General features: G+C 60.1%; 16 protein-coding genes. 12 read left to right on the top strand and 4 right to left on the bottom strand.

Going from position 1 to position 18,463, the window contains the following annotated elements; genetic code table 11:
- Positions 1–306 precede the first annotated feature (306 nt).
- The 8 genes from BDB13_RS19675 (at position 307) to BDB13_RS19640 (ending at position 11,196) form a co-directional block, all read left to right on the top strand.
- Positions 307–780, top strand: a complete 474-nt coding sequence (locus BDB13_RS19675; RefSeq protein WP_094273209.1) for a flavin reductase family protein — start codon at positions 307–309, stop codon at positions 778–780.
- Entirely contained in the window at positions 780–1,907 is a 1,128-nt protein-coding gene (locus BDB13_RS19670) for a 3,4-dihydroxy-2-butanone-4-phosphate synthase (RefSeq protein WP_094273207.1), read from the top strand. Before BDB13_RS19675 ends, BDB13_RS19670 begins: the two co-directional genes overlap by 1 nt.
- A gap of 273 nt (positions 1,908–2,180) precedes the next feature.
- On the top strand, positions 2,181–3,509 hold the full coding sequence (locus BDB13_RS19665) for an MFS transporter (RefSeq protein ID WP_094273205.1): 1,329 nt from the start codon (positions 2,181–2,183) through the stop codon (positions 3,507–3,509).
- A 237-nt stretch (positions 3,510–3,746) separates the two neighbouring features.
- Positions 3,747–5,267, top strand: a complete 1,521-nt coding sequence (locus BDB13_RS19660; protein ID WP_094273203.1) for a carboxyl transferase domain-containing protein — start codon at positions 3,747–3,749, stop codon at positions 5,265–5,267.
- Positions 5,268–5,662: 395 nt separating this feature from the next.
- Entirely contained in the window at positions 5,663–7,159 is a 1,497-nt protein-coding gene (locus tag BDB13_RS19655) for an NAD-dependent succinate-semialdehyde dehydrogenase (RefSeq protein WP_254922885.1), read from the top strand.
- Positions 7,160–7,331: 172 nt separating this feature from the next.
- Positions 7,332–9,452 carry an acetate--CoA ligase family protein gene (locus BDB13_RS19650; protein ID WP_176459631.1) on the top strand — a complete coding sequence of 707 codons (2,121 nt, stop codon included), beginning with the start codon at positions 7,332–7,334 and terminating at the stop codon, positions 9,450–9,452.
- A 200-nt stretch (positions 9,453–9,652) separates the two neighbouring features.
- Positions 9,653–10,780: a thiolase C-terminal domain-containing protein gene (locus BDB13_RS19645; RefSeq protein ID WP_141210667.1), complete on the top strand. Its 1,128-nt coding sequence runs from the start codon at positions 9,653–9,655 to the stop codon at positions 10,778–10,780.
- A gap of 5 nt (positions 10,781–10,785) precedes the next feature.
- On the top strand, positions 10,786–11,196 hold the full coding sequence (locus BDB13_RS19640; protein WP_094273197.1) for a Zn-ribbon domain-containing OB-fold protein: 411 nt from the start codon (positions 10,786–10,788) through the stop codon (positions 11,194–11,196).
- A 162-nt stretch (positions 11,197–11,358) separates the two neighbouring features.
- Here BDB13_RS19640 and BDB13_RS19635 read toward each other — a convergent pair whose 3' ends face one another.
- The 3 genes from BDB13_RS19635 to BDB13_RS31715 form a co-directional block, all read right to left on the bottom strand.
- Positions 11,359–11,658, bottom strand: a complete 300-nt coding sequence (locus BDB13_RS19635) for a hypothetical protein (RefSeq protein WP_094273195.1) — start codon at positions 11,656–11,658, stop codon at positions 11,359–11,361.
- Between the two features lie 131 nt (positions 11,659–11,789).
- Positions 11,790–12,296, bottom strand: a complete 507-nt coding sequence (locus BDB13_RS19630) for a VWA domain-containing protein (RefSeq protein ID WP_254922884.1) — start codon at positions 12,294–12,296, stop codon at positions 11,790–11,792.
- Positions 12,239–13,150, bottom strand: a complete 912-nt coding sequence (locus BDB13_RS31715) for a hypothetical protein (protein WP_141210666.1) — start codon at positions 13,148–13,150, stop codon at positions 12,239–12,241. Before BDB13_RS31715 ends, BDB13_RS19630 begins: the two co-directional genes overlap by 58 nt.
- A gap of 41 nt (positions 13,151–13,191) precedes the next feature.
- Here BDB13_RS31715 and BDB13_RS19620 point away from each other — a divergent pair, with 41 nt between their 5' ends.
- A complete protein-coding gene (locus tag BDB13_RS19620) occupies positions 13,192–13,863 on the top strand; it encodes an alpha/beta fold hydrolase (RefSeq protein WP_094273190.1) in 672 nt (223 codons plus the stop codon).
- A 14-nt stretch (positions 13,864–13,877) separates the two neighbouring features.
- Here the strand turns inward: BDB13_RS19620 and BDB13_RS19615 are convergent, their stop codons facing one another.
- A complete protein-coding gene (locus BDB13_RS19615; RefSeq protein WP_254922883.1) occupies positions 13,878–14,810 on the bottom strand; it encodes an AAA family ATPase in 933 nt (310 codons plus the stop codon).
- Positions 14,811–15,134: 324 nt separating this feature from the next.
- On the opposite strand from BDB13_RS19615, the gene BDB13_RS19610 reads away from it, so the two are divergent.
- The 3 genes from BDB13_RS19610 (at position 15,135) to BDB13_RS19600 (ending at position 18,145) form a co-directional block, all read left to right on the top strand.
- Positions 15,135–16,262, top strand: coding sequence for an acyl-CoA dehydrogenase family protein (locus tag BDB13_RS19610; protein ID WP_094273187.1), 1,128 nt, complete (start codon positions 15,135–15,137; stop codon positions 16,260–16,262).
- A 17-nt stretch (positions 16,263–16,279) separates the two neighbouring features.
- Entirely contained in the window at positions 16,280–17,542 is a 1,263-nt protein-coding gene (locus BDB13_RS19605; protein ID WP_094273185.1) for an acyl-CoA dehydrogenase family protein, read from the top strand.
- A gap of 216 nt (positions 17,543–17,758) precedes the next feature.
- A complete protein-coding gene (locus tag BDB13_RS19600; RefSeq protein WP_094273184.1) occupies positions 17,759–18,145 on the top strand; it encodes a nuclear transport factor 2 family protein in 387 nt (128 codons plus the stop codon).
- Positions 18,146–18,463: the final 318 nt, after the last annotated feature.

Raw genomic sequence — 18,463 nt, 5'->3', positions numbered from 1 at the left:
ACTGGAACCGTTGTGACCGTTCTCATTACGAATGCGAATGTGATGTCACTGGGACCCAAAGCGGAGGTAGGTCCACCGTGATCAGGCTGGCAGGCTTGGACATTTTGCGGCCCGACCGAGATTCACTGCCGGCCCGACTCCGCGCCGTTCAATGCTCATCCGCTCGCCGGTCTTGATCGATCGTCGAGCGGATGGGCAGCGGTCGCCGTCCCAGCGACGCGTCCAGCTCGCAGGCAGTTACGCGGCCGGCGAGATCCCTGAAATGCTGGAGGTTTTCCCTTGATCATCCCGAACCCTTCCGAACCGATGGCACTACGCGCCGTCTACGGCACCTTCCCGAGTGGGGTGACAGCTGTCTGTGCACTGCGCGACGGTTCCCCGGTGGGTTTCGCAGCGAGCTCCTTCGTCTCGGTCTCGGTAGACCCACCTCTGGTGTCGGTGTGTGTGCAGGACACGTCGACGACATGGCCGCTACTTGTCGACCGCCCCCGACTCGGTCTGTCCGTGCTCGGAAGCGACCAAGGGCTTACCTGCCGCCGGCTCGCATCCAAGTCTGGGGACGACCGGTTCGCGGATACGTCCTATACGGTCACCGACGGTGGCGCGGTGCTCCTGCATGGGGCAGTTGCGTGGCTCGAGTGCACCATCCACGAGATCGTGCGGGCTGGGGACCATGATGTGGTTCTGCTTCGGGTTGAAGCGATGCAGGACCATCCGGACATCGCACCATTGGTCTTCCACGGCAGTAGTTTTCGGGCACTTGCGGTTGAGGCAGTGTGATGTCCCTGACGCCGGCCCTGCCTCGCAGCCATGCCTGGCAAGGCAGATCCGCAATCCAATCGGCTGTGTCGGCGTTGCAGGCCGGCCGACCCGTCCTTTTGCGCGCGGAGTCCGGTTCCGGTGGAGGATACGACGTTGTCCTGCCCGCCGCGCTTGCAGATACTGCGTGGACAGCCTGGGCAGTTCGGTGGTCGTCCGGCTTTTTGTACGCCCCGCTGCCCGCAGATCTGGCCGAGGCCCTCGACCTGCCTCTGATGGTGCGAGGTGGAGACAACCCCGCAACCAGGACGCACACTGTCTCGATCGACGCGGCGGTTGGGATCACTACGGGCATAAGCGCACTCGACCGGGCTCGGACCGCGCGGGTGCTTGCTGATCCGGGTTCCACACCCGCCGACTTCACCCGACCCGGACATCTCATGCCCGTCGTCGCTTCCAACGGGGGCGTCACGGTCAATCCGGGGCGTGTCGAAGCTGCAGTGGACCTTTGCCGCTTGGCCGGCCTTCCGCCGGTCGCCCTCACCGGGCAACTTGTACGTGACGACGGTGAACTCGTCCGTGAGCTCGACATGGCGGATCTCGGTGACAGTCACGATCATCCGATCGTTGATGTCGCTGATCTCGTCACGCACCGTCTGTTTGTCGGTGACGGTATTCGCGGCCGTGTCACCCGCGCTCTCGGCCTACCGTGGCACGCCGTCCGCAGTGCCCTCGAGGTCGTGGGCTTCGTCGACGCGGTCACCGGCGCCGAGCACATAGTGTTGCGCGGTCCGGGTACACCGTCGCGTCCTGTTGTGTCGGTACATGCGGAGTGCACGATGGGCGATATCTTCGGGTCGGACTCGTGTTTCTGTGGGCGCGAACTCGCCGAGGCCACCGAGCGAATCGCGGTCGACGGAGGTTTGCTCGTCTACCTGAGACGCCCCCATGGTCGCGGCGCTCCGGTGCCGACTGGACACGCTTGGACAGAGGCCGACGACGGCGCGCTCGCAGCAATTCTGCATAGTCTCGGGGCCACTTCGATCAGTCTGTTCGACGGGCCCGCCAGCCGTGACCGGCTTTCGCGGGCCGGTGTCACGTCACTGGATGTTGCGCGGGGCGCAGCTGAGAATGAACCCGAATTCTGAGGTTGTGTGAACGATGATCGCGAGCCTGGCGCATTCAGCAACGCCAGCACATCATTGCATATGCGGGATTACTGAAATGTGTTCCGCAGCTAAAACATCCACGAATAGGTAGATGCTGTTCGAAGCGGTTGGGGATCCGATCGCTCGGGCATCCGCATCTGCCAATCGGTAGTGGAAGAACGTCCTGTCCGGGCGACTACGTGATACAGGTCTGCGTCGGACACCGAAAGTTGCGAATTCATCCTCCTTACTTCTGAATATGAGGCACTTTCCATGGCTACTACTGCAACTCGGGCGCAGACCCAGGTCGGGCGTGCGCGCTGGTACCGAATTGGCGTCATGCTGTTCCTGATCTATCTCATCACGTTCGTCGACCAGTCCAGTTTTCCGATTGTGACTCCGCTGATCTCAACGGACTTGCAGATCACCGCGGCAGCGGCCGGTGTTCTGCTCAGTGCATTCTTCTGGGGCTACGTCATCACCCAAATTCCCGGCGGCATCCTGGCGACCAGATTTGGACCGAAACGCGTAATACTTGCGTCCTTGGCGATCTGGGGCCTGTGCGCCATTCTTTGTGTCATCGTTCCGAATTACGGTGCGCTCGTATCCATTCGATTCGCTATGGGCCTCGTTGGGGGCGCATTGTGGCCGACTTTCGCGGTGATCGTAGCGAACTGGTACCCGATGCGGGAGCGTGGGCGGGCGGCCACCTTCACCATGATCTCGATCCCTCTGGCCGCGGTAATCGCGAGCCTGTGCAGCGGAATACTGACCCAGGCGGTTACCTGGTACTGGATGTTCATCAGTCTCGGACTGGCTGCTTTCGTGATGGCCATCCTGTTCGCAGTCTTCGGTGCAGATTCTCCCGAGACGGATCGGCGACTCTCGGAAGCGGAGCGTAACTATATTCTGGCCGGCCGGCTGTCCGAATCGGCGACTGGACCGTTTGTTGGAGGCGTTTTTCGGCGTCCGATGGCATGGATCCTCGGCGGCATCTTCCTTCTTTGGCAATCTGCCTTCTACGGCATGGCCCTCTGGATGCCGAGTATGATTGCGCAGGCGTCAGGCATAAGCGTCGCAACGGTCGGACTTGTATCGATCGCACCGTTCGTCATTGCCGTTATCGCGATGCTGCTGAATTCTTTGCTGTCCGACAAGACCCCGTGGGGTCGGGGATGGCATGCTGCTGTCCCTCTGCTGATCGGTGGTGCCGCGCTGCTCGCGGGGGGATACATCCACGGAGGATTCAGTGTGGAGTTGCTTCTCCTTTACGTTGCTGTGGCAGGGCTCTATGCCGGACTCGGGTCCTGGTGGGCGTGGGTCATCGACAATTTCTCACGAAACTCGTCCGGCGTTGTCAGCGGATTCGTCAATTTCTGCGGCAACCTAGGTCTTGTCTTCGGGCCGATCCTGATCAGTGTCGTGGGCGGAGCCGCCCAGCTTTCCTCGAGTCTGTTCGTACTCGGTGGTTGTGCCCTGACGGCGGCCATCGTGATGATCGCGCTGTCGAGCAGGCGCAATATTCGGCCTGCCGGGGACGGGCCGGCGCCGGACGTGCCGGCCGAGTCTCGGGAGTGCGATCCGTCGAATACCAACGTGTAGTGGGTAATTGCCGAATCGCCGCGGGTGTGAGAATCCAGCGGCCGAATATGTGCAACGTCGGTCTTCGACACTTTGCTCATGACGAACAACTAGCCAACCAACCACCAACGAATGGAGTGCACTGATGTGCGAGACGCATGCGATCACCTGGGCGGCGCCTGATATCTGGCAATGCCCTTCTGCTACTGGCGATCCCAACACTGTGAGTACGAAGCATCGGCGAACCGAGGTCGGCCGATGATGCGTCGGAGCGCCGCGGAGATGAGGGATCTGGTCATCGATCCGGGATCGTGGCGGTGCTGGGACGAATCCCCACGGGACACCGTCGCGGATGACGACTATGTGGCCGAATTAGGCCGTGCCCGTGCAACAACGGGAACGGATGAGTCTGTCACGACTGGTCAGGCCACCGTGCAGGGCAAGCAGATTGCACTGATATTCGGTGAGTTCGGTTTCATGGGCGGCTCGATCGGTGTTGCGGCGGGTGAGCGGATTGTCGCGGCAATCCGCCGCGCAACTGCAGCTCGTCTTCCACTAGTCGCGCTGCCGGCCTCAGGTGGCACCCGAATGCAAGAGGGCACCACGGCCTTCCTTCAGATGATTCGGATTACTGCCGCTGTCAACCAACACAAGGCCGCACATCTGCCGTATCTGGTGTATCTACGTCATCCCACTACCGGTGGGGTCTTCGCCTCTTGGGCCTCGCTCGGACATATCACGTTCGCCGAACCTGGAGCGCTGCTTGGGTTCCTCGGACCCCGCGTGTACGAATCCCTCTACGGTGAGTCCTTTCCGGCGGATGTGCAGGTGGCCGAAAACTTGTTCCGGAACGGACTGGTCGATGCCGTTGTTCCGCCGCAGGAGTTGAGCCAACTCATCGCCCGCGCGTTGTCGATCATCTCGTTGCCGAGGACTGCTCGGATTGAGCCTGCAGGCGACGACATCGGTGCGCCCGTTCCGGATGACGATGGTGACGCCTGGGAGTCGGTGGTTGCGTCGCGAGCGGCTGAGCGACCCGGTGTGCGAGAACTACTCGAGTACGCCGCTACGGAGTCATTGGCTCTCAACGGGACCGGTCAAGGCGAGAAGGACCCGGCGCTGTTGCTTGCCCTGGTTCGCTTCGGTGATGTTTCGTGTGTGCTGCTTGGGCAGGACCGACGCGGTCAAACTACGTCGACGCCGTTGGGTCCGGCCGCCCTACGTGAGGCACGCCGTGGCATGAAACTCGCCAAAGATCTCCAGCTACCCCTGGTGTCGGTAATCGATACGCCAGGCGCAGCGCTGAGCAAGGCAGCCGAAGAGGGCGGCCTTGCTGGCGAAATCGCGCGCTGTATCTCCGATTTGATCGCTCTGGATGTGCCGACCGTATCGGTACTACTCGGACAAGGGACCGGCGGTGCTGCGGTGGCGCTGCTACCGGCTGATGCCGTCATAGCCGCCCAACACGGATGGTTGTCTCCTCTACCTCCGGAGGGTGCCAGTGCGATTTTGTTCCACGACGTCACACACGCGCCGGAAATGGCAGCGCGCCAACGTATCAACTCCGGCAACCTTCGCAAGGTCGGCTTGGTCGACGTGATCGTGCCGGAGTATCCGGATGCGGCGACGGAACCGGATTTCTTCAGCGTGCGGGTGGGTGCCGCGATAGCGGCGGAGCTTCGGAGATTGATGGCCCTGGAAGACGGGTTGAGGTGTCAACTGAGGATGGAGCGTTTCGAGAGCATCGGAATTCCGAGCGAAAATGCAACCCTCGGCTGAGGGTTTCGGGCGTTGGGACACATCGACGTGCAGGACGGCACTCGGAGTGATCGAGCGGCAGAGGCGACGCGGCGTCGTCTGACGTAATTAATTTGAAGATCATCAATCTATTTTCGGAAAATATGGCTCCGCACCTTGACAGAACCGCAATACGTTCGATTATTATCGAAACATCAAATTTATTCTGAGCTTTGTGTCTCGACGAATACGTACCGCTCAGAGTTTCGGGCTACCAACGGACGCTGCAATGGCACACAGCTGTATCGAGTCCACTGCGACTGACACTCACGCTGCGGCCCAGTCGAATTGAAACTGCAATTGGCTTACGCACGTGCGCGAGATTGATCTTTCACGACCACGAAAAATTCATCCATCAGCTCTCCTAGGGGTTCACTGTGACCGAAGTACATGCCGCCGGATCCGTATTAGCTCCCATAGTGACCGAAGTACCTGTGGTCACGTCGATCTTCATCAACGGAACGTGGAGTCCCGCTCGGACAGAGCGAACTTTCACGGTGACCGACCCCTCTAGCGGACGGTCGATTGCAAATGTTGCGGACGCAAGTGTTGACGAAGTTCGCTCGGCGATCGACGCAGCTCATGATGCCCTCGACGCGTGGAGCGCGCGCACCGCCTACGAACGCTCCGCCATTCTCTATCGTGCACACCATCTGATGTTGGAGCGCGCGGACGAATTGGCGGTGTTGATGACAACGGAGCAGGGTAAACCGCTTCGTGCCGCGAGGACCGAAGTCCAGTACGCCGCTGACTTTCTCATCTGGTTTGCCGAGGAAGCCAAGCGAATCTACGGTCGGACCATCCCGTCGGCCCGTCCCGATCAGCGTTTCGTGGTGCAGCACCAGCCCGTCGGGGTGGTGGGCGCTGTAACTCCGTGGAACTATCCGATCTCCATGATCACCCGCAAAGTCGCGCCCGCTCTCGCGGCGGGATGCACCGTTGTACTCAAGCCGGCCGAGGCGACGCCGCTCTGTGCGGTGGAGGTATTCCGGATCTTGGAAGAAGCCGGCGTCCCCCCGGGTGTGATGAACCTGGTGACGACATCCGACCCGCGAATGGTTGGAGAGGAATTCACGAGCAACGACAAAGTTGCGAAGGTGACATTCACCGGTTCGACGGCGGTCGGCCGGACATTGGCCGAGGGCGCCGGTCGTTCGCTGAAGCGCATTTCGCTCGAGCTTGGCGGGCACGCACCGTTCATCGTGTTCGGCGATGCGGATCCTGTGCATGCAGCAAAGGGCGCAGCAGCAATCAAGATGCTCAACACCGGCCAAGCGTGCATCGTTCCCAATCGGTACTTCGTACATTCGTCCATCGTTGACGAGTTCTGTGAGGTATTGACGTCCAGGCTTGGTCGGATGACCGTCGGTCACGGTCTGCAAGAAGGCGTTTCGGTTGGCCCCCTCATCAACGAAGCTGCCGTGGAGCGGATGGAACGGCACGTGTCGGACGCCGTGAACCACGGCGCGAAAGTGCGACTCGGTGGCCACCGTCTGACCGAGGGCGAATTGGCCGCGGGCAACTTCTACGCGCCGACAGTGCTGTCCGGGGTGACACCCGACATGCTGATCTACCGCGAGGAAACCTTCGGTCCGATTGCTCCGGTGATCGCCTTCGGCGACGAAGACGACGTTATTGCGATGGCCAACGACACCAGTTACGGGCTCGCGTCGTACATCTACTCACGTGACATCAGTCGCGTGCTGCGGACAGCCGAGCGCCTGAAGTTCGGCATGGTTGGCGTCAACGACATCAATCCCACTTCGGCGGCAGCACCCTTCGGAGGGGTGGGCGACAGCGGACTCGGTCGCGAAGGTGCGCAAGAAGGACTTCTCGAGTACCTGGAGACACGACTGCTTGGGATAAGCGTGTAACGCGGGCGGGCAAACGAGAACAAGGGCATTTTGGCTGCGCGTCTGGCAGACAGCGCTCCGATTCTCGAAACGAACACCTGCTCAATATTGCGGCGTTACGTCGCATGGTTAGCGAAATTACATGCAACAGAATGCAATTAGGCGATTTATAGCAGATCAGGAAGGCACAGCGGTGACGCAGACCGATAATTACCTTACGGCCACGACCCCGGCAGACAAGACGCTTCACAGGGTCCTGAAGCCGCGCTCCGTTGCCTTCGTCGGGGTCTCCGAGACCTCGCCGTTCGCCCACAGCGTGCATCGGACGATGCAGGGTGCGACAGAAGTACTTTTCGTTCATCCAAAACATGACACCTTGTTCGGGCAGCCATGTGTCCCTTCGGTTGCCGAACTCGGGCGCCCCGTTGACGCGGTTTTCAGCGCCGTGGCAGCCGCTCACACCGTAGGCATCGTCGAGCAGGCTGCGACCATCGGCGCCGGAGGAGTTGTACTTGTTGCGGGCGGTTTCGCCGAGGCCGGGGATACCGGTGCCAGGCTTCAGCAGCAAATAACGGCCATCGCGAACGGCGCGGGGATGCACGTGGTGGGCCCCAACGGAGTTGGCATGATCAACGTGCCGGACCAAGTCGACTTGACCGTGCTCGAAGCCTTCGGGCGCCGGCCGGGCGGACTTTCCGCTGTCACACACAGCGGCGCCATGATCGAGGCCATCGCAGCGGCGGCAAGCCGACCCGGCGGCGCCGGCCTGAATCTCCTCATTTCGGCGGGCAATGAGGCCGTCACGGATTTGGCTGACTATCTGGATTTCTTGGTCGACGACGAGCAAACCACGGTGATCGCGCTTGCTCTGGAAAAGATCCGCCGACCAGAAGCATTCTTTGCCGCCGCTGCCCGTGCACACGAGGCGGGTAAGCCGATCGTCGCGATCAAGATGGGTAGGTCGGAGCGAGGCCAGCGGATGGCAGCGTCGCACACCGGCAGTCTTGTCGGTGACGCCTGGGTCTACGAGGTGGGACTACGCCAGGCCGGAATCGAGCTTGCTCACGAGATCGACGAGCTCGTGGATCGGGTCCAGTTTCTCGAACAACTGGCCCCGCAGCGTTGGACTGAGGTCCGTGGTCTGGCTGTACTTACGGCCACCGGCGGGTTTGCCCAGCTCGCAAGTGATTTGGCAGAAGATACAGGCATCGATATCCCGGCGCTCGAGCAACTTCAGCCCTTCATCGATGAGAACATTCCCGGAAAGCCGCTCGCTAATCCGCTGGACGCCACCGGATTCGTCGGTTCGGTTCCAGGCCTGTGGGAGTCCATTGTCGATCGATATGCGGCCGATCCGGAGGTCGACGCGCTGCTCTACACAAGTCAGCACGCGGACTGGGATACAAATGGTCGCCAGCGAGCCGAGGAATTCGCCGAGCGTGCGCAGCTTTGGCCGGGTAAGCCGTTCCTCCTGGCGCCTCTTGCGGGAATCGGGGGCCAGTGGTTGGGCGACCTACGGAGAGACGGTGTCGGGGTCGGGAACGGGTTGTTGGGATGCCTACGCGGGTTGCAAACCATGGGCAATTTTGTCAGGTCACGCCACCAGGGGCCACGTGCTGTATCGGCCACTGATGTGCCTGTCCTGCAGATACGAGATGAAGAAGTCCTGGAGGTCGCGGAAGGGCGCATGTTGTCCTTCGGTGCCACCATGCGACTGCTGACCGAGGCCGGCATCCCAGTTGCACGCTGGGCCGTTTTCGACGGAGCCATCGAGTCCGTCCCATTCGCGGGCCCCTACGTCGTGAAGTTGGCCGATGTTGCGCACCGAACAGAGCACGATGCGGTGCGGGTGAACGTGGCGGAGAATGACGTGCAGACGGTGGCAGCCGAGTTGCGGGAGATCGCGCGCCGCGATGATCTGCCGACAACCGTTGCGGTGCAAGAAATGATCTCCGGCCACGGCGAGATTTTCATCGGCCTGCAAGGGGCGTCCGAGCTTGGACCATTGACTGTTTTCGGTCTCGGCGGCGTTTTCGTGGAGATAATGAAGAAGGTCGGCGGGCGCCTGGCACCCTTCGATCGCAGGGTTGCTCACGAGCTTGTCGGCGAAGTTGACGACACCGGAATAATGGACGGATTTCGCGGTGCGCCGGCCTGGGACCGCGAACGTCTCGCGGAAATTCTCTGCGCTGCCGGCGACCTGGCCGCACGAGGACGAGAATCGATCGATTCGCTCGATATCAATCCGCTGATCATCACGGCCGACGGACCCGTCGCCGTCGACGGACTGTGCCTGCTGCAGCAGACACAATAGTCGTTTCCAGAAATCGGGTTCCATCTGTCAACGGATACAAAACTCGCGGCCGCGTGCCCACTACTTCAGCAGAGCTAGTGCTGGCACTTGGTGAGTAGGCACGCGGCCGACCTTTGATTTGTCATGAGAGGAAACAACAAGTGATTCAGCGGAATCGGCCAGCAGTGATAGCTGGCATTCACCTGACAGAACAAGGTGACTTGTCCGACCGAGTCCAGTCGGAAGTATGGTGGGAGGCGGTAGCGGGAGCCTGCGCGGACGCAGGCCTCGAGGTAGGCGATATTGATGGTCTGGTGGGGGAAGCCCCGCAGGGTACCGGCATCCGTGCCGCACTTCCCGGTGCTGCGCTCGGCTACGACACGCTCGGAAAACCGTTGCGGTTTCATGCAACCGCAGCAATTGGTGCGGCGTCCGCAGCTGCCAACGTGCACCTTGCTGTCTACGCCGTGTCGGCTGGTTTGGCTGATGTAGTGGTGATCGCGACCGCAGCGGCTGGGAAGGCTCCCGGCTTGACCAGTGTGAACCGCGATGAAGCAGTCAAGACCATGGCGAAGCTCAGCGGGCCGTACGAGTACGTCTACGGAACGACGCGCGTATCCGACTATGCGGTGTTGGCGATGCGGCATATGTATGAATTCGGCACGACGCCTGAGCAACTCGCAGAGATCGCCGTTGCACAGCGTCAAGGCGCCGTCTTGCATCCGCTTTCCGTGTACGGGTCGAGGGGCGATCTCACAGTCGACGACGTCCTCAGTTCTCGGATGATCGCGGATCCGCTGCACCTACTGGATTGCTGTGCGATCAACCAAGGCGGCGGTGCGATTGTGGTGACGAGTCTGGACCGCGCTCGGGACTTGAAGCACCGTCCTGTGCAGCTGATGGGCTACGGCGAAGGCCACAGTCACATCGATCCCAATGCCAGCCCGGATCTGGCCACTTTTCCGGCGGCGAAGTTGGCTGCCGACACGGCATTCAAGACAGCCGGGGTTGCGCGTACCGATATCGATGTGGCCGGAATTGCCGATCACTTCACCATCAACGTTGTGTTCGGTCTGGAGTCGGCAGGATTTTGCGCTGTCGGTGAAGGCGGACCTTTCGCGGAATCTGGAGCACTGCGCGTGGGCGGCTCGTTGCCCACCAACACCGCCGGGGGCTTCCTTTCGTTCAGCCATGCGGGCTCTTGCAGTCTGTTTACCTTGATCGAGCTCGTCGAACAGCTCCGGGGCGATTCGGGAGAGCGACAGGTGCAGGGTGCCGAGCTGGCGTATCTCAGTGGAGTCGGCGGCGCAATGCAGAACAATTTCTCCGCAATCTTAGGAAGGGCGTAGCGGCGATGAACACTTATGACAAGTTCCTACCCGACGATATCCCGGCCTGGCAGACACCGTTCTGGCAGTCACTCAAGTCGAACAAGGTTGCGGTGCAACGGTGTGAGGCGTGCGGTACCTACCGCTATGTGCCCAAAGAGCTGTGCCCGTCGTGCCAGTCCGTCGCGGCAGTCTGGGCGCCGGTAGTTGGCGAAGGCACCATCTATACGTATTCGGTGATCCGTCGTGGGCCCACCGAAGCGTTTCAGGCCGATGTGCCATATGTGATTGTGCACGTAACGATGGCTGAAGGATTCCGGATGGTGGGCGGGTTGCTCGGTGTCGACCCCGAGGACGTAAAGATCGGGGCCCCGGTCCGGGTGCGCTACGTCCACGCTACTGATGATTGGACGCTGCTGGCGTTCGAACCTGCCTGATTCGGTTCTGGCCCTTGCCATGTTCTCTTGCTCCTCACAGGGGGAGGGAGAGAACATGGCAAGTCGTGTTCGGATAGGGCTGGAGTCGTCGGGCGATCCCGGGAGTCGCCGCTGAACCAGCCGTCGCGAATCCGAGGATCTCCACGTGGGTGTGTTCCGACGTTACTGAGACTCGATGTGCGCGACGATGCTTCGGCCGCCATCGCGAGTCCAACCCTTCTTGGTTGCGTAGTCCATCATTGCAGCCCAACGTCGCTCCCAATCCGGCGTCGGGTCAGTGCAGCGTGATCGTAGCGCTGCCGTATCGAGAACCACGCTGTTCTCTTCGCCCAGGTGGCCAAGCCCAGAGCTGCGTAGTGCGGTGTCGATTGCGATGTGGTCGGAGTCGGACTCTACGTGCATGCGGTTGAGGTCGTCGCTCTCGTGCACAGTGACCTCGAGGTCTGAGATGCGAATGATCATGTCGAACTCCTTAGTAATGGCGCCCAATGTATTTATCGGGTGCCGAGCTACAAATTGGCCGAAATTGGTGTGTAGTAAGAAGATTGTGATTCACAGGCAGGCTCTCGGGGCGGCTCTTTCTCTCCGAGGCCTCAAGCCAGCTGTTCGACGAAAGCGCCTAGTTGTTTGAGGTTGCGGAACTCGAAGACTCCACTGCAATGCTCACCATACCGGCCGATAATTGAATCGCCGGTGTCCCACATAGTCTTTGATTCTGGGTTGAGCCAGAATACATCGGCGGCCCGGCGACGTATGTCACCGACGATCCCTGCCCGGGTAGCGTGATAGTTGGTTCGCGCATCGCCCAGTATCAACACGATCGAGCGCGAATTGATCTGTTCCCCGAACCGCTGCCAGAACGTGTCGAGTGCATTGCCGTAGTCACTGTGACCGTTGAGCCAAACGCCGAGTCCCTCTTCGTTTATTCTCTGGCTCGCGCCCATGATCGTGTCCGACTCAGCGAGGATCGAGGTTACTTCATCGAGCCCATCCATGAAGACGAAGCTTCGCACCCGACTGAACTCGGAGCGGAGGGCGTAAGTCAGTTGAAGTGCAAAGGCCGCGAACGTCGCGACTGAGCCGGAAATGTCAGCGAGCACGTATAACTCGGGCTTGGCGAGTCGGGGGCGGCGAAACACGGGTTCGATCGGTGTCCCCCAACCGACATCGACCGCCGGACGGTTCGCCGGATGTCCAGCGCGCCATTACGGTGACTGTGACGCGCTAGCCGATCGGTGAGTTTCCTGCTCATCGGAGTGATCACCGGTCGCAATTCTTCGATGACCTTCAATGACGCGGTGAGAAACTCGACGTCCTCAGGCAGTGGCCGGCGCAAGGTCTCGGCGATGGCTTCGGCACCTCTGTCGGCAACGAGGAAGCGGCGAATCTCTGCCCCGATCTCCTGCTCGAATGTTGTCACATTCTGTTGGAACTTGTCGCGGCGCAACCGATTTAGCAGCGGATCGCTGATGCTCGAGCTGTCGCGGGCGATCAACTCGGCCAGCAGGCGATTCGGGTCGACCATCCTCAGGGTTCGGAACACGTAGTACGTGCCGGCAACTGCACGCCCAGGCTGGATTCCGGCATGCCGACCAATCATCTCAGCTGCAATCAAGCGGAGAAGCAGCGAAGGCTGTCCCTCCTCCTCGAGCGCACCGAGCAGAAGTTGTCGGAGTTCTGCTTCGTCGACGTCTTCGAACGGTCTACTCCTGGTGGCTGATTCCTCGGTCGGTACGATACTGCGCATGCCGAAATAGATATCGAAGACCGTTGAAAAGGCGGACTCGTGAGCATTGTTCTTGACGAGAACACTTGCGAGCGCGAATTTTACGGCTGTCCGGTTCCCCAACTCGATGTGGCGTAGTACGCGCAACGCGTCGATGTGTTCGGACACAGAGATCGGTAGGCCAATGTCGCGTAGCTCCCAGATCAGACCTTCGACAGCAGCTCTCATGAGGTGCTCACTACGGTCGATGTTTCGGATACGCTGATTCCATGCCTCATGAACCTGTCTTGATGGTCCACGGTGTCGGATCGTCCTTCGACCACAATTGGCAGGCCACCGGATGGGTCGATATTTTGGAAGGGGAGGGCCGCAACGTCATTGGCGTAGCGCTTCCCGGTCACGGAGTCGATTCCGTATCGGCATCGGAGGATCCGGCTGATGTTGTATTGCGGGGCTGTCCATCCGAGGGTAAACAGGTTGATGCGGTGGGCTTTTCGGCTGGCGGGCACGCACTGCTCAGGGCTGCAGCGCGGTGTCCTGCTGCATTCCGGAGAATCGCTGTGCTGGGCGTCGGGGATCCAGGTGAAGGCGCCGGTGACGCGATGCTGGGGACGATCGTGGATGCCCTCGAAGCAGATGACGAGCCTTCGGCAGGAACGGCCCGGACTATCCGCCGGCTCGTTGTCGGCGTGGGCAATGATCGATTCGCCGTAGCACGCTTCCTGCGGATGGATCGTCCGCAGCTCAGTGCCGAAGAATTGGCCGAGATCAGATTGCCGACGCTTGTTGTTATGGGCGAGAACGACTTTGCCGGTACTGCTGCAGGTCTGGTTGCGGCGCTGCCGACCGCAACGCTGGTGACGCTGCCCGGAACCGACCATTTTTCCACGCCGGCGAGTTTCTACGCCATCGAGAGTGTGCTGCGTTTTCTTTCGGACTGAGCGGTGCGGGTGGTTCATCGAGGTGTCTCGGCGAGTTCTTTCGTTGCCAGTGCTATGTCGGACTGATTTTTCAGCAGTACCGGCAGGGTGTCGAGGAGGACGTCCGAGCTGACCTCGTCGACGTTGAGAATCGTCAAAGTGCGGGCCCAGTCGAGAGTTTCCGAAATTGACGGCTTCTTCGACAGGTTCATCGAACGCAATGAACGAATCACCTCGGAAACGGTCTCAGCGAGCTGCAGTGAGATTCCCGGTACTCGAGCGGCGATGATGTCTCTTTCTCGCTCGGCACTCGGGTAGTCGATGTTCAAATACAGGCACCGGCGCTTGAGGGCGTCGGACAGATCGCGGCTGTTGTTGGACGTCAAGAACACGGCGGGGATGCGCGTTGCAGTGACCGTGCCCAGTTCAGGTATCGACACCTGGTATTCGGACAGCACCTCGAGTAAAAGAGCCTCGGTCTGAACGTCGATGCGATCGACCTCGTCGATAAGTAGGACAACCGAATCGGTGCTCCTGATGGCTTTCAGCAGTGGTCGAGTCAGCAGGAAATATTCGTCGAACAGGTCGAGTTCGGGTTCTGTTGTGATTGACCCTGGTTCTTTCTGCCCACGGGCTTGGAGGTGCAGTAGCTGTTTGCGGTAGTCCCACTCGTAGAGTGCCTTGGACTCGTCGAGTCCTTCATAGCACTGGAGTCGGATCAGTTGTGAATTAGTTGCCAGAGCAACAGATTTGGCTAGTTCTGTCTTTCCTGTTCCGGCTGGTCCTTCGACGAGAACCGGCTTTTGTAGCCGGTAGCCGAGATGAACGGCTTGGGCAATCCGATCATCGGCGAGGTATCCGACGGTGCGCAGTGCATCGCCCACCTCTTCGGCAGTGCTGAACACATTGTCGGGATCAACCTCGAGTGCCTTCATTTCTCCCTTTTCGGTCCATACTTTTTCAATCATTCAGGAAGTATCAAACTATGGGTCTTGCGATCTCTGGTCAAGTGGCAATTTCTGGGTCTTGACGGCGGTACCCACCCTCAATATATTGATGACATTCGAACATTCGATGCATCGTGTCGAGATTGCTCGAATCGGTGTCACTTCCACGCGCCGCTCTCGATAAGCCCCCCGACAGTGCGGCTGCGCCACTGGCACAGACCCCACGGTGGAGACGAAGAGATTTCTGTCGCAACAGTTTTCAGGGGCTTTAGCGGCGGCAAGTGACAGGCGCTCGATGGCCGTACCGGCGAAGCCCGGACGGGTAGGCATTTAGGAGGAGACTCGGTGGAGTTCGAACTAACCCCGGATCAGCAACTGTTCCGCGGGACGACAAAGGAATTTCTGGAAAAGGAATCGTCGCTGGAAAAGGTTCGTGAGCTGGCCGAAAGCGGCAAAGGCTTCGACCGCGACTGGTGGCAGCGAGGTGCCGAACTCGGCTGGATGTCGATGTTGGTGAGTGAGAAATCCGGAGGCGACAGCATTTCGGGGGCTGGTCTGCTCGACATGGCGATCGTCGCGGAAGAGATGGGTCGACTTGTGTCGCCCGGACCGCTTGTCGTGGCGAACGTGGTAGCTGCCGCTCTGTCGGAATCAAGCAACATGTCGGCGCACGTGAAGGTAATTGAACAGCTGATGGCAGGGGACGCGGTCGCTACCTACGCCATGTGTGAGATCGACCGAGGCTGGGATCCCGCTGGTACTCAGCTGGTAGCCGCTTCGGAAGGCGACGAACTCGTGTTGACCGGCGTCAAAGATCGGGTCGAGTCCGCCGAGCAATCCGAGTACATACTCGTGACTGCGCGCCGCGACGACGGACTCGCCCAGTATCTCGTGCCAACCGACTTGCCTGGATTGACGATCACGCCGCTGACCGGTATTGATCTCGTCCGCCAGTACTCGCAGGTCAGCTTCGATGGTGTGCGGATCCCCAGTTCGGCACTGGTCTTTTCGGGTGACGAGACCGGGCAGGCAATCGAGCGACAATTGCAAATCGCGGTCGTGCTTCAGTGCGCTGAACTGGTTGGCGTCATCAGCCGCGTGCTCGAAGACACGCTTCAGTGGATGTTCGACCGATACTCGTTCGGTCGCCCGCTCGCGTCCTATCAGGCGCTCAAGCATCGCGTCGCCGATATGAAGATGTGGCTCGAGGCTTCGCAGGGCACTACTGCTGCCGCGGCGCGAGCGGTAGAAAACCGATCACCGGAGGCCGCCGAAATGGTGAGCATCGCGAAGTCCTACATCGGACAGGTAGCAACCGACATCATCCAGGACTGTGTCCAGCTGCATGGCGGGATCGGAATCACCTGGGAACACGACATCCACCTATACCTGCGCCGCGCGACGGTGAATCGGGTCAGCTGGGGCACACCATCCGAGCATCGTGAGCGACTTGCCACGATCATCGGCGTTTGACACAAAGGGGAGTCATTATGGGATCACCGACCGAGATTGACGCTATCGAGGATGTCGAGTCCTTCCGATCGCGAGCCAAGAACTGGATCGCCGCCAACCTACCTCTGGCAAAGCCGGTTACGGGCGACGAACCTGAGAGCGAAGATTACGACGAAGCCGCGTGGGAACGCGCCAGCGAACTGCAGAAGTTGTTGTACAGCGGCGGTTTTGCAGGGTTGTGCTATCCGAAGGAATATGGCGGTCAGGGCCTGACGCCTGCACACCAGAATGCCTTTAACGAAGAGGTCGTCGGCTACGAGATGCCGCAGTTGCTCAACTCGCCGACGTTCAGCATTTGTGGCCCGACCATCCTCGATATGGGTACCGAAGAGCAGAAGAAGCAGCATCTGTCGGCGATGATCCGCGGCGAGGAAGCGCTGGTGCAGTTTCTCTCCGAGCCCAGTTGTGGATCCGACCTCGCCGGGGTGGTTACACGCGCCACCCGCGACGGTGACGTCTTTATTCTGAACGGGTCGAAGATCTGGAGTTCGTGGGCCTACGCAGCGGATTACGCACTATGCCTGGCTCGTACGGACTGGGATGCCCCCAAGCACCGAGGGCTGACAATGTTCCTCCTCAAGGTGCACCAGCCTGGTATCGAAATCCGTCGCATCAGGCAGGTGAACGGAAATGAGGAGTTCTGTCAGGAATTCTTCGACAACGTCGAGGTTCCTGTCGCGAACGTCGTTGGTGAAATCAACGGCGGTTGGGAAGTGGCATCGCGCCAGATGTTCCATGAGCGCAACTCCGTAGGCGGTGGCTCGCAGTACGTAAGCGGAAAGTTGATGGGGCCGAAGCGGCGTTCGCCAACCGAGGGAATGATCGATATCGCTCGCCGAACGGGTCGCTCGGAGGACCGTCACGTGCGGGAGCTGATCGCAGAGTCGCATGCGATGGGCAAGGTGCAGCAGCATCTGGTCGAGCGCGTTGTCACAGGCATGCGAACAGAGAGCCTGCCGGCGTCGTCCGCTTCGATCATTCGTCTGTTCAGTGGGCTGGGGCACCTTCGCCAAACCGAGATCGCACTCGAGATCGGTGGCTCGCACGGGATCGTTTCCCTTGCAGGCACAATCGGCGACCGCGCGATCGGCGAAACGTTCATCACGCGACAGGCAGCCTGTATGGGTGGCGGCACCACCGAGATTGCCCGCAACATCATCGCGGAGCGAGTACTCGGGATGCCGCGTGAGTATTCGGCCGACCGTGACCTTCCGTACAAGGATGTCCGTCGCGGTCGCTGAGGGTGCAGGCAACACAGGCATCACAGGCGTTTCAGGGGTTCCGCCCAGAACGAACGGCATGATCATGGCCGGCAATCAACGTGTCGGCTAACGATTGTAAAGTGTTAGTCCCCAGTGGATCTGACAACTTTCCATCGATGTTGGGCAGTAGTTTCCCAGAGCGACTCTGTTCAGACGGACAGAGTCGGCACATCTTTTGACCCATGAGGAGTGAACATGAGCAATCAAACCATCGACCCGACAGCAGACGCTGAGAAGTTCATCGATGCCTACAACAGCGGAGATCTTGGCCGCCTCGAGTCAGTGTTCGGTAAGGATGCTCAGCTGACCCACCACAATCGTGGGGGGACGTTGGCGGGACGGTCGGCGATCATGGCGATGTTCGAAGCGTCCGGGCAGATGATGCCGGGCAAGACCTTCGTCGACCGCCAATCACTGGACGTCCTTGGTCCCGATCGAGTCGTCGTTCGTCACACCTGGACAGTCACTCCGACTGTGGATGTTCCGGGTATGGCTGCTGCGGGCGAAAAAATCAGCCTCGATCTGGCCACATTTCTGACATTCCGTGACGGTGTGGTCGTGGACTACCACGACTTCGGATGATCTGTTCGGTTCAGGGCCCGGCGCACGGCGTCCGGGGCCCTGAACCGGATTTCCGTAGAAGACGGACCGGTAACACCGGACACTCGAATGATCTTGCCGCGCAGAAAATCTTCTAGAGTGCGCCGTGGGTAACTTCCAGGACGGCAAGCCGATCACATCAACGCTGCTGAGTTCCCCGACGGCTTCGAATCCATATCCCTGATGCTGAGTGGGCACTTCGAATCATCACTACCGAGATATCCCGTGTGACTGCGTCGCCACCGGGTGAACTCGAGATCGTTCCGTAACCGCCAAATCAGCTCTGTAAGAGGCATATTC

The sequence above is a fragment of the Rhodococcus sp. OK302 genome, assembly GCF_002245895.1.
Lineage (GTDB): Bacteria > Actinomycetota > Actinomycetes > Mycobacteriales > Mycobacteriaceae > Rhodococcus_F.
Note: the sequence above shows the minus strand (reverse complement) of the source record. Positions and strands in the feature narration are given on the sequence as shown.

Excerpts from the sequence above, each read along its gene's own strand:
- BDB13_RS19600 (WP_094273184.1), top strand. The coding sequence starts at position 17,759 with ATGAGCAATCAAACCATCGACCCGACAGCAGACGCTGAGAAGTTCATC.
- BDB13_RS19670 (WP_094273207.1), top strand. The coding sequence starts at position 780 with ATGTCCCTGACGCCGGCCCTGCCTCGCAGCCATGCCTGGCAAGGCAGA.
- BDB13_RS19665 (WP_094273205.1), top strand. The coding sequence starts at position 2,181 with ATGGCTACTACTGCAACTCGGGCGCAGACCCAGGTCGGGCGTGCGCGC.
- BDB13_RS19660 (WP_094273203.1), top strand. The coding sequence starts at position 3,747 with ATGATGCGTCGGAGCGCCGCGGAGATGAGGGATCTGGTCATCGATCCG.
- BDB13_RS19615 (WP_254922883.1), bottom strand. The coding sequence starts at position 14,810 with ATGATTGAAAAAGTATGGACCGAAAAGGGAGAAATGAAGGCACTCGAG.
- BDB13_RS19675 (WP_094273209.1), top strand. The coding sequence starts at position 307 with ATGGCACTACGCGCCGTCTACGGCACCTTCCCGAGTGGGGTGACAGCT.
- BDB13_RS19640 (WP_094273197.1), top strand. The coding sequence starts at position 10,786 with ATGAACACTTATGACAAGTTCCTACCCGACGATATCCCGGCCTGGCAG.
- BDB13_RS19605 (WP_094273185.1), top strand. The coding sequence starts at position 16,280 with ATGGGATCACCGACCGAGATTGACGCTATCGAGGATGTCGAGTCCTTC.
- BDB13_RS19635 (WP_094273195.1), bottom strand. The coding sequence starts at position 11,658 with ATGATCATTCGCATCTCAGACCTCGAGGTCACTGTGCACGAGAGCGAC.
- BDB13_RS31715 (WP_141210666.1), bottom strand. The coding sequence starts at position 13,150 with ATGAGAGCTGCTGTCGAAGGTCTGATCTGGGAGCTACGCGACATTGGC.
- BDB13_RS19620 (WP_094273190.1), top strand. The coding sequence starts at position 13,192 with ATGCCTCATGAACCTGTCTTGATGGTCCACGGTGTCGGATCGTCCTTC.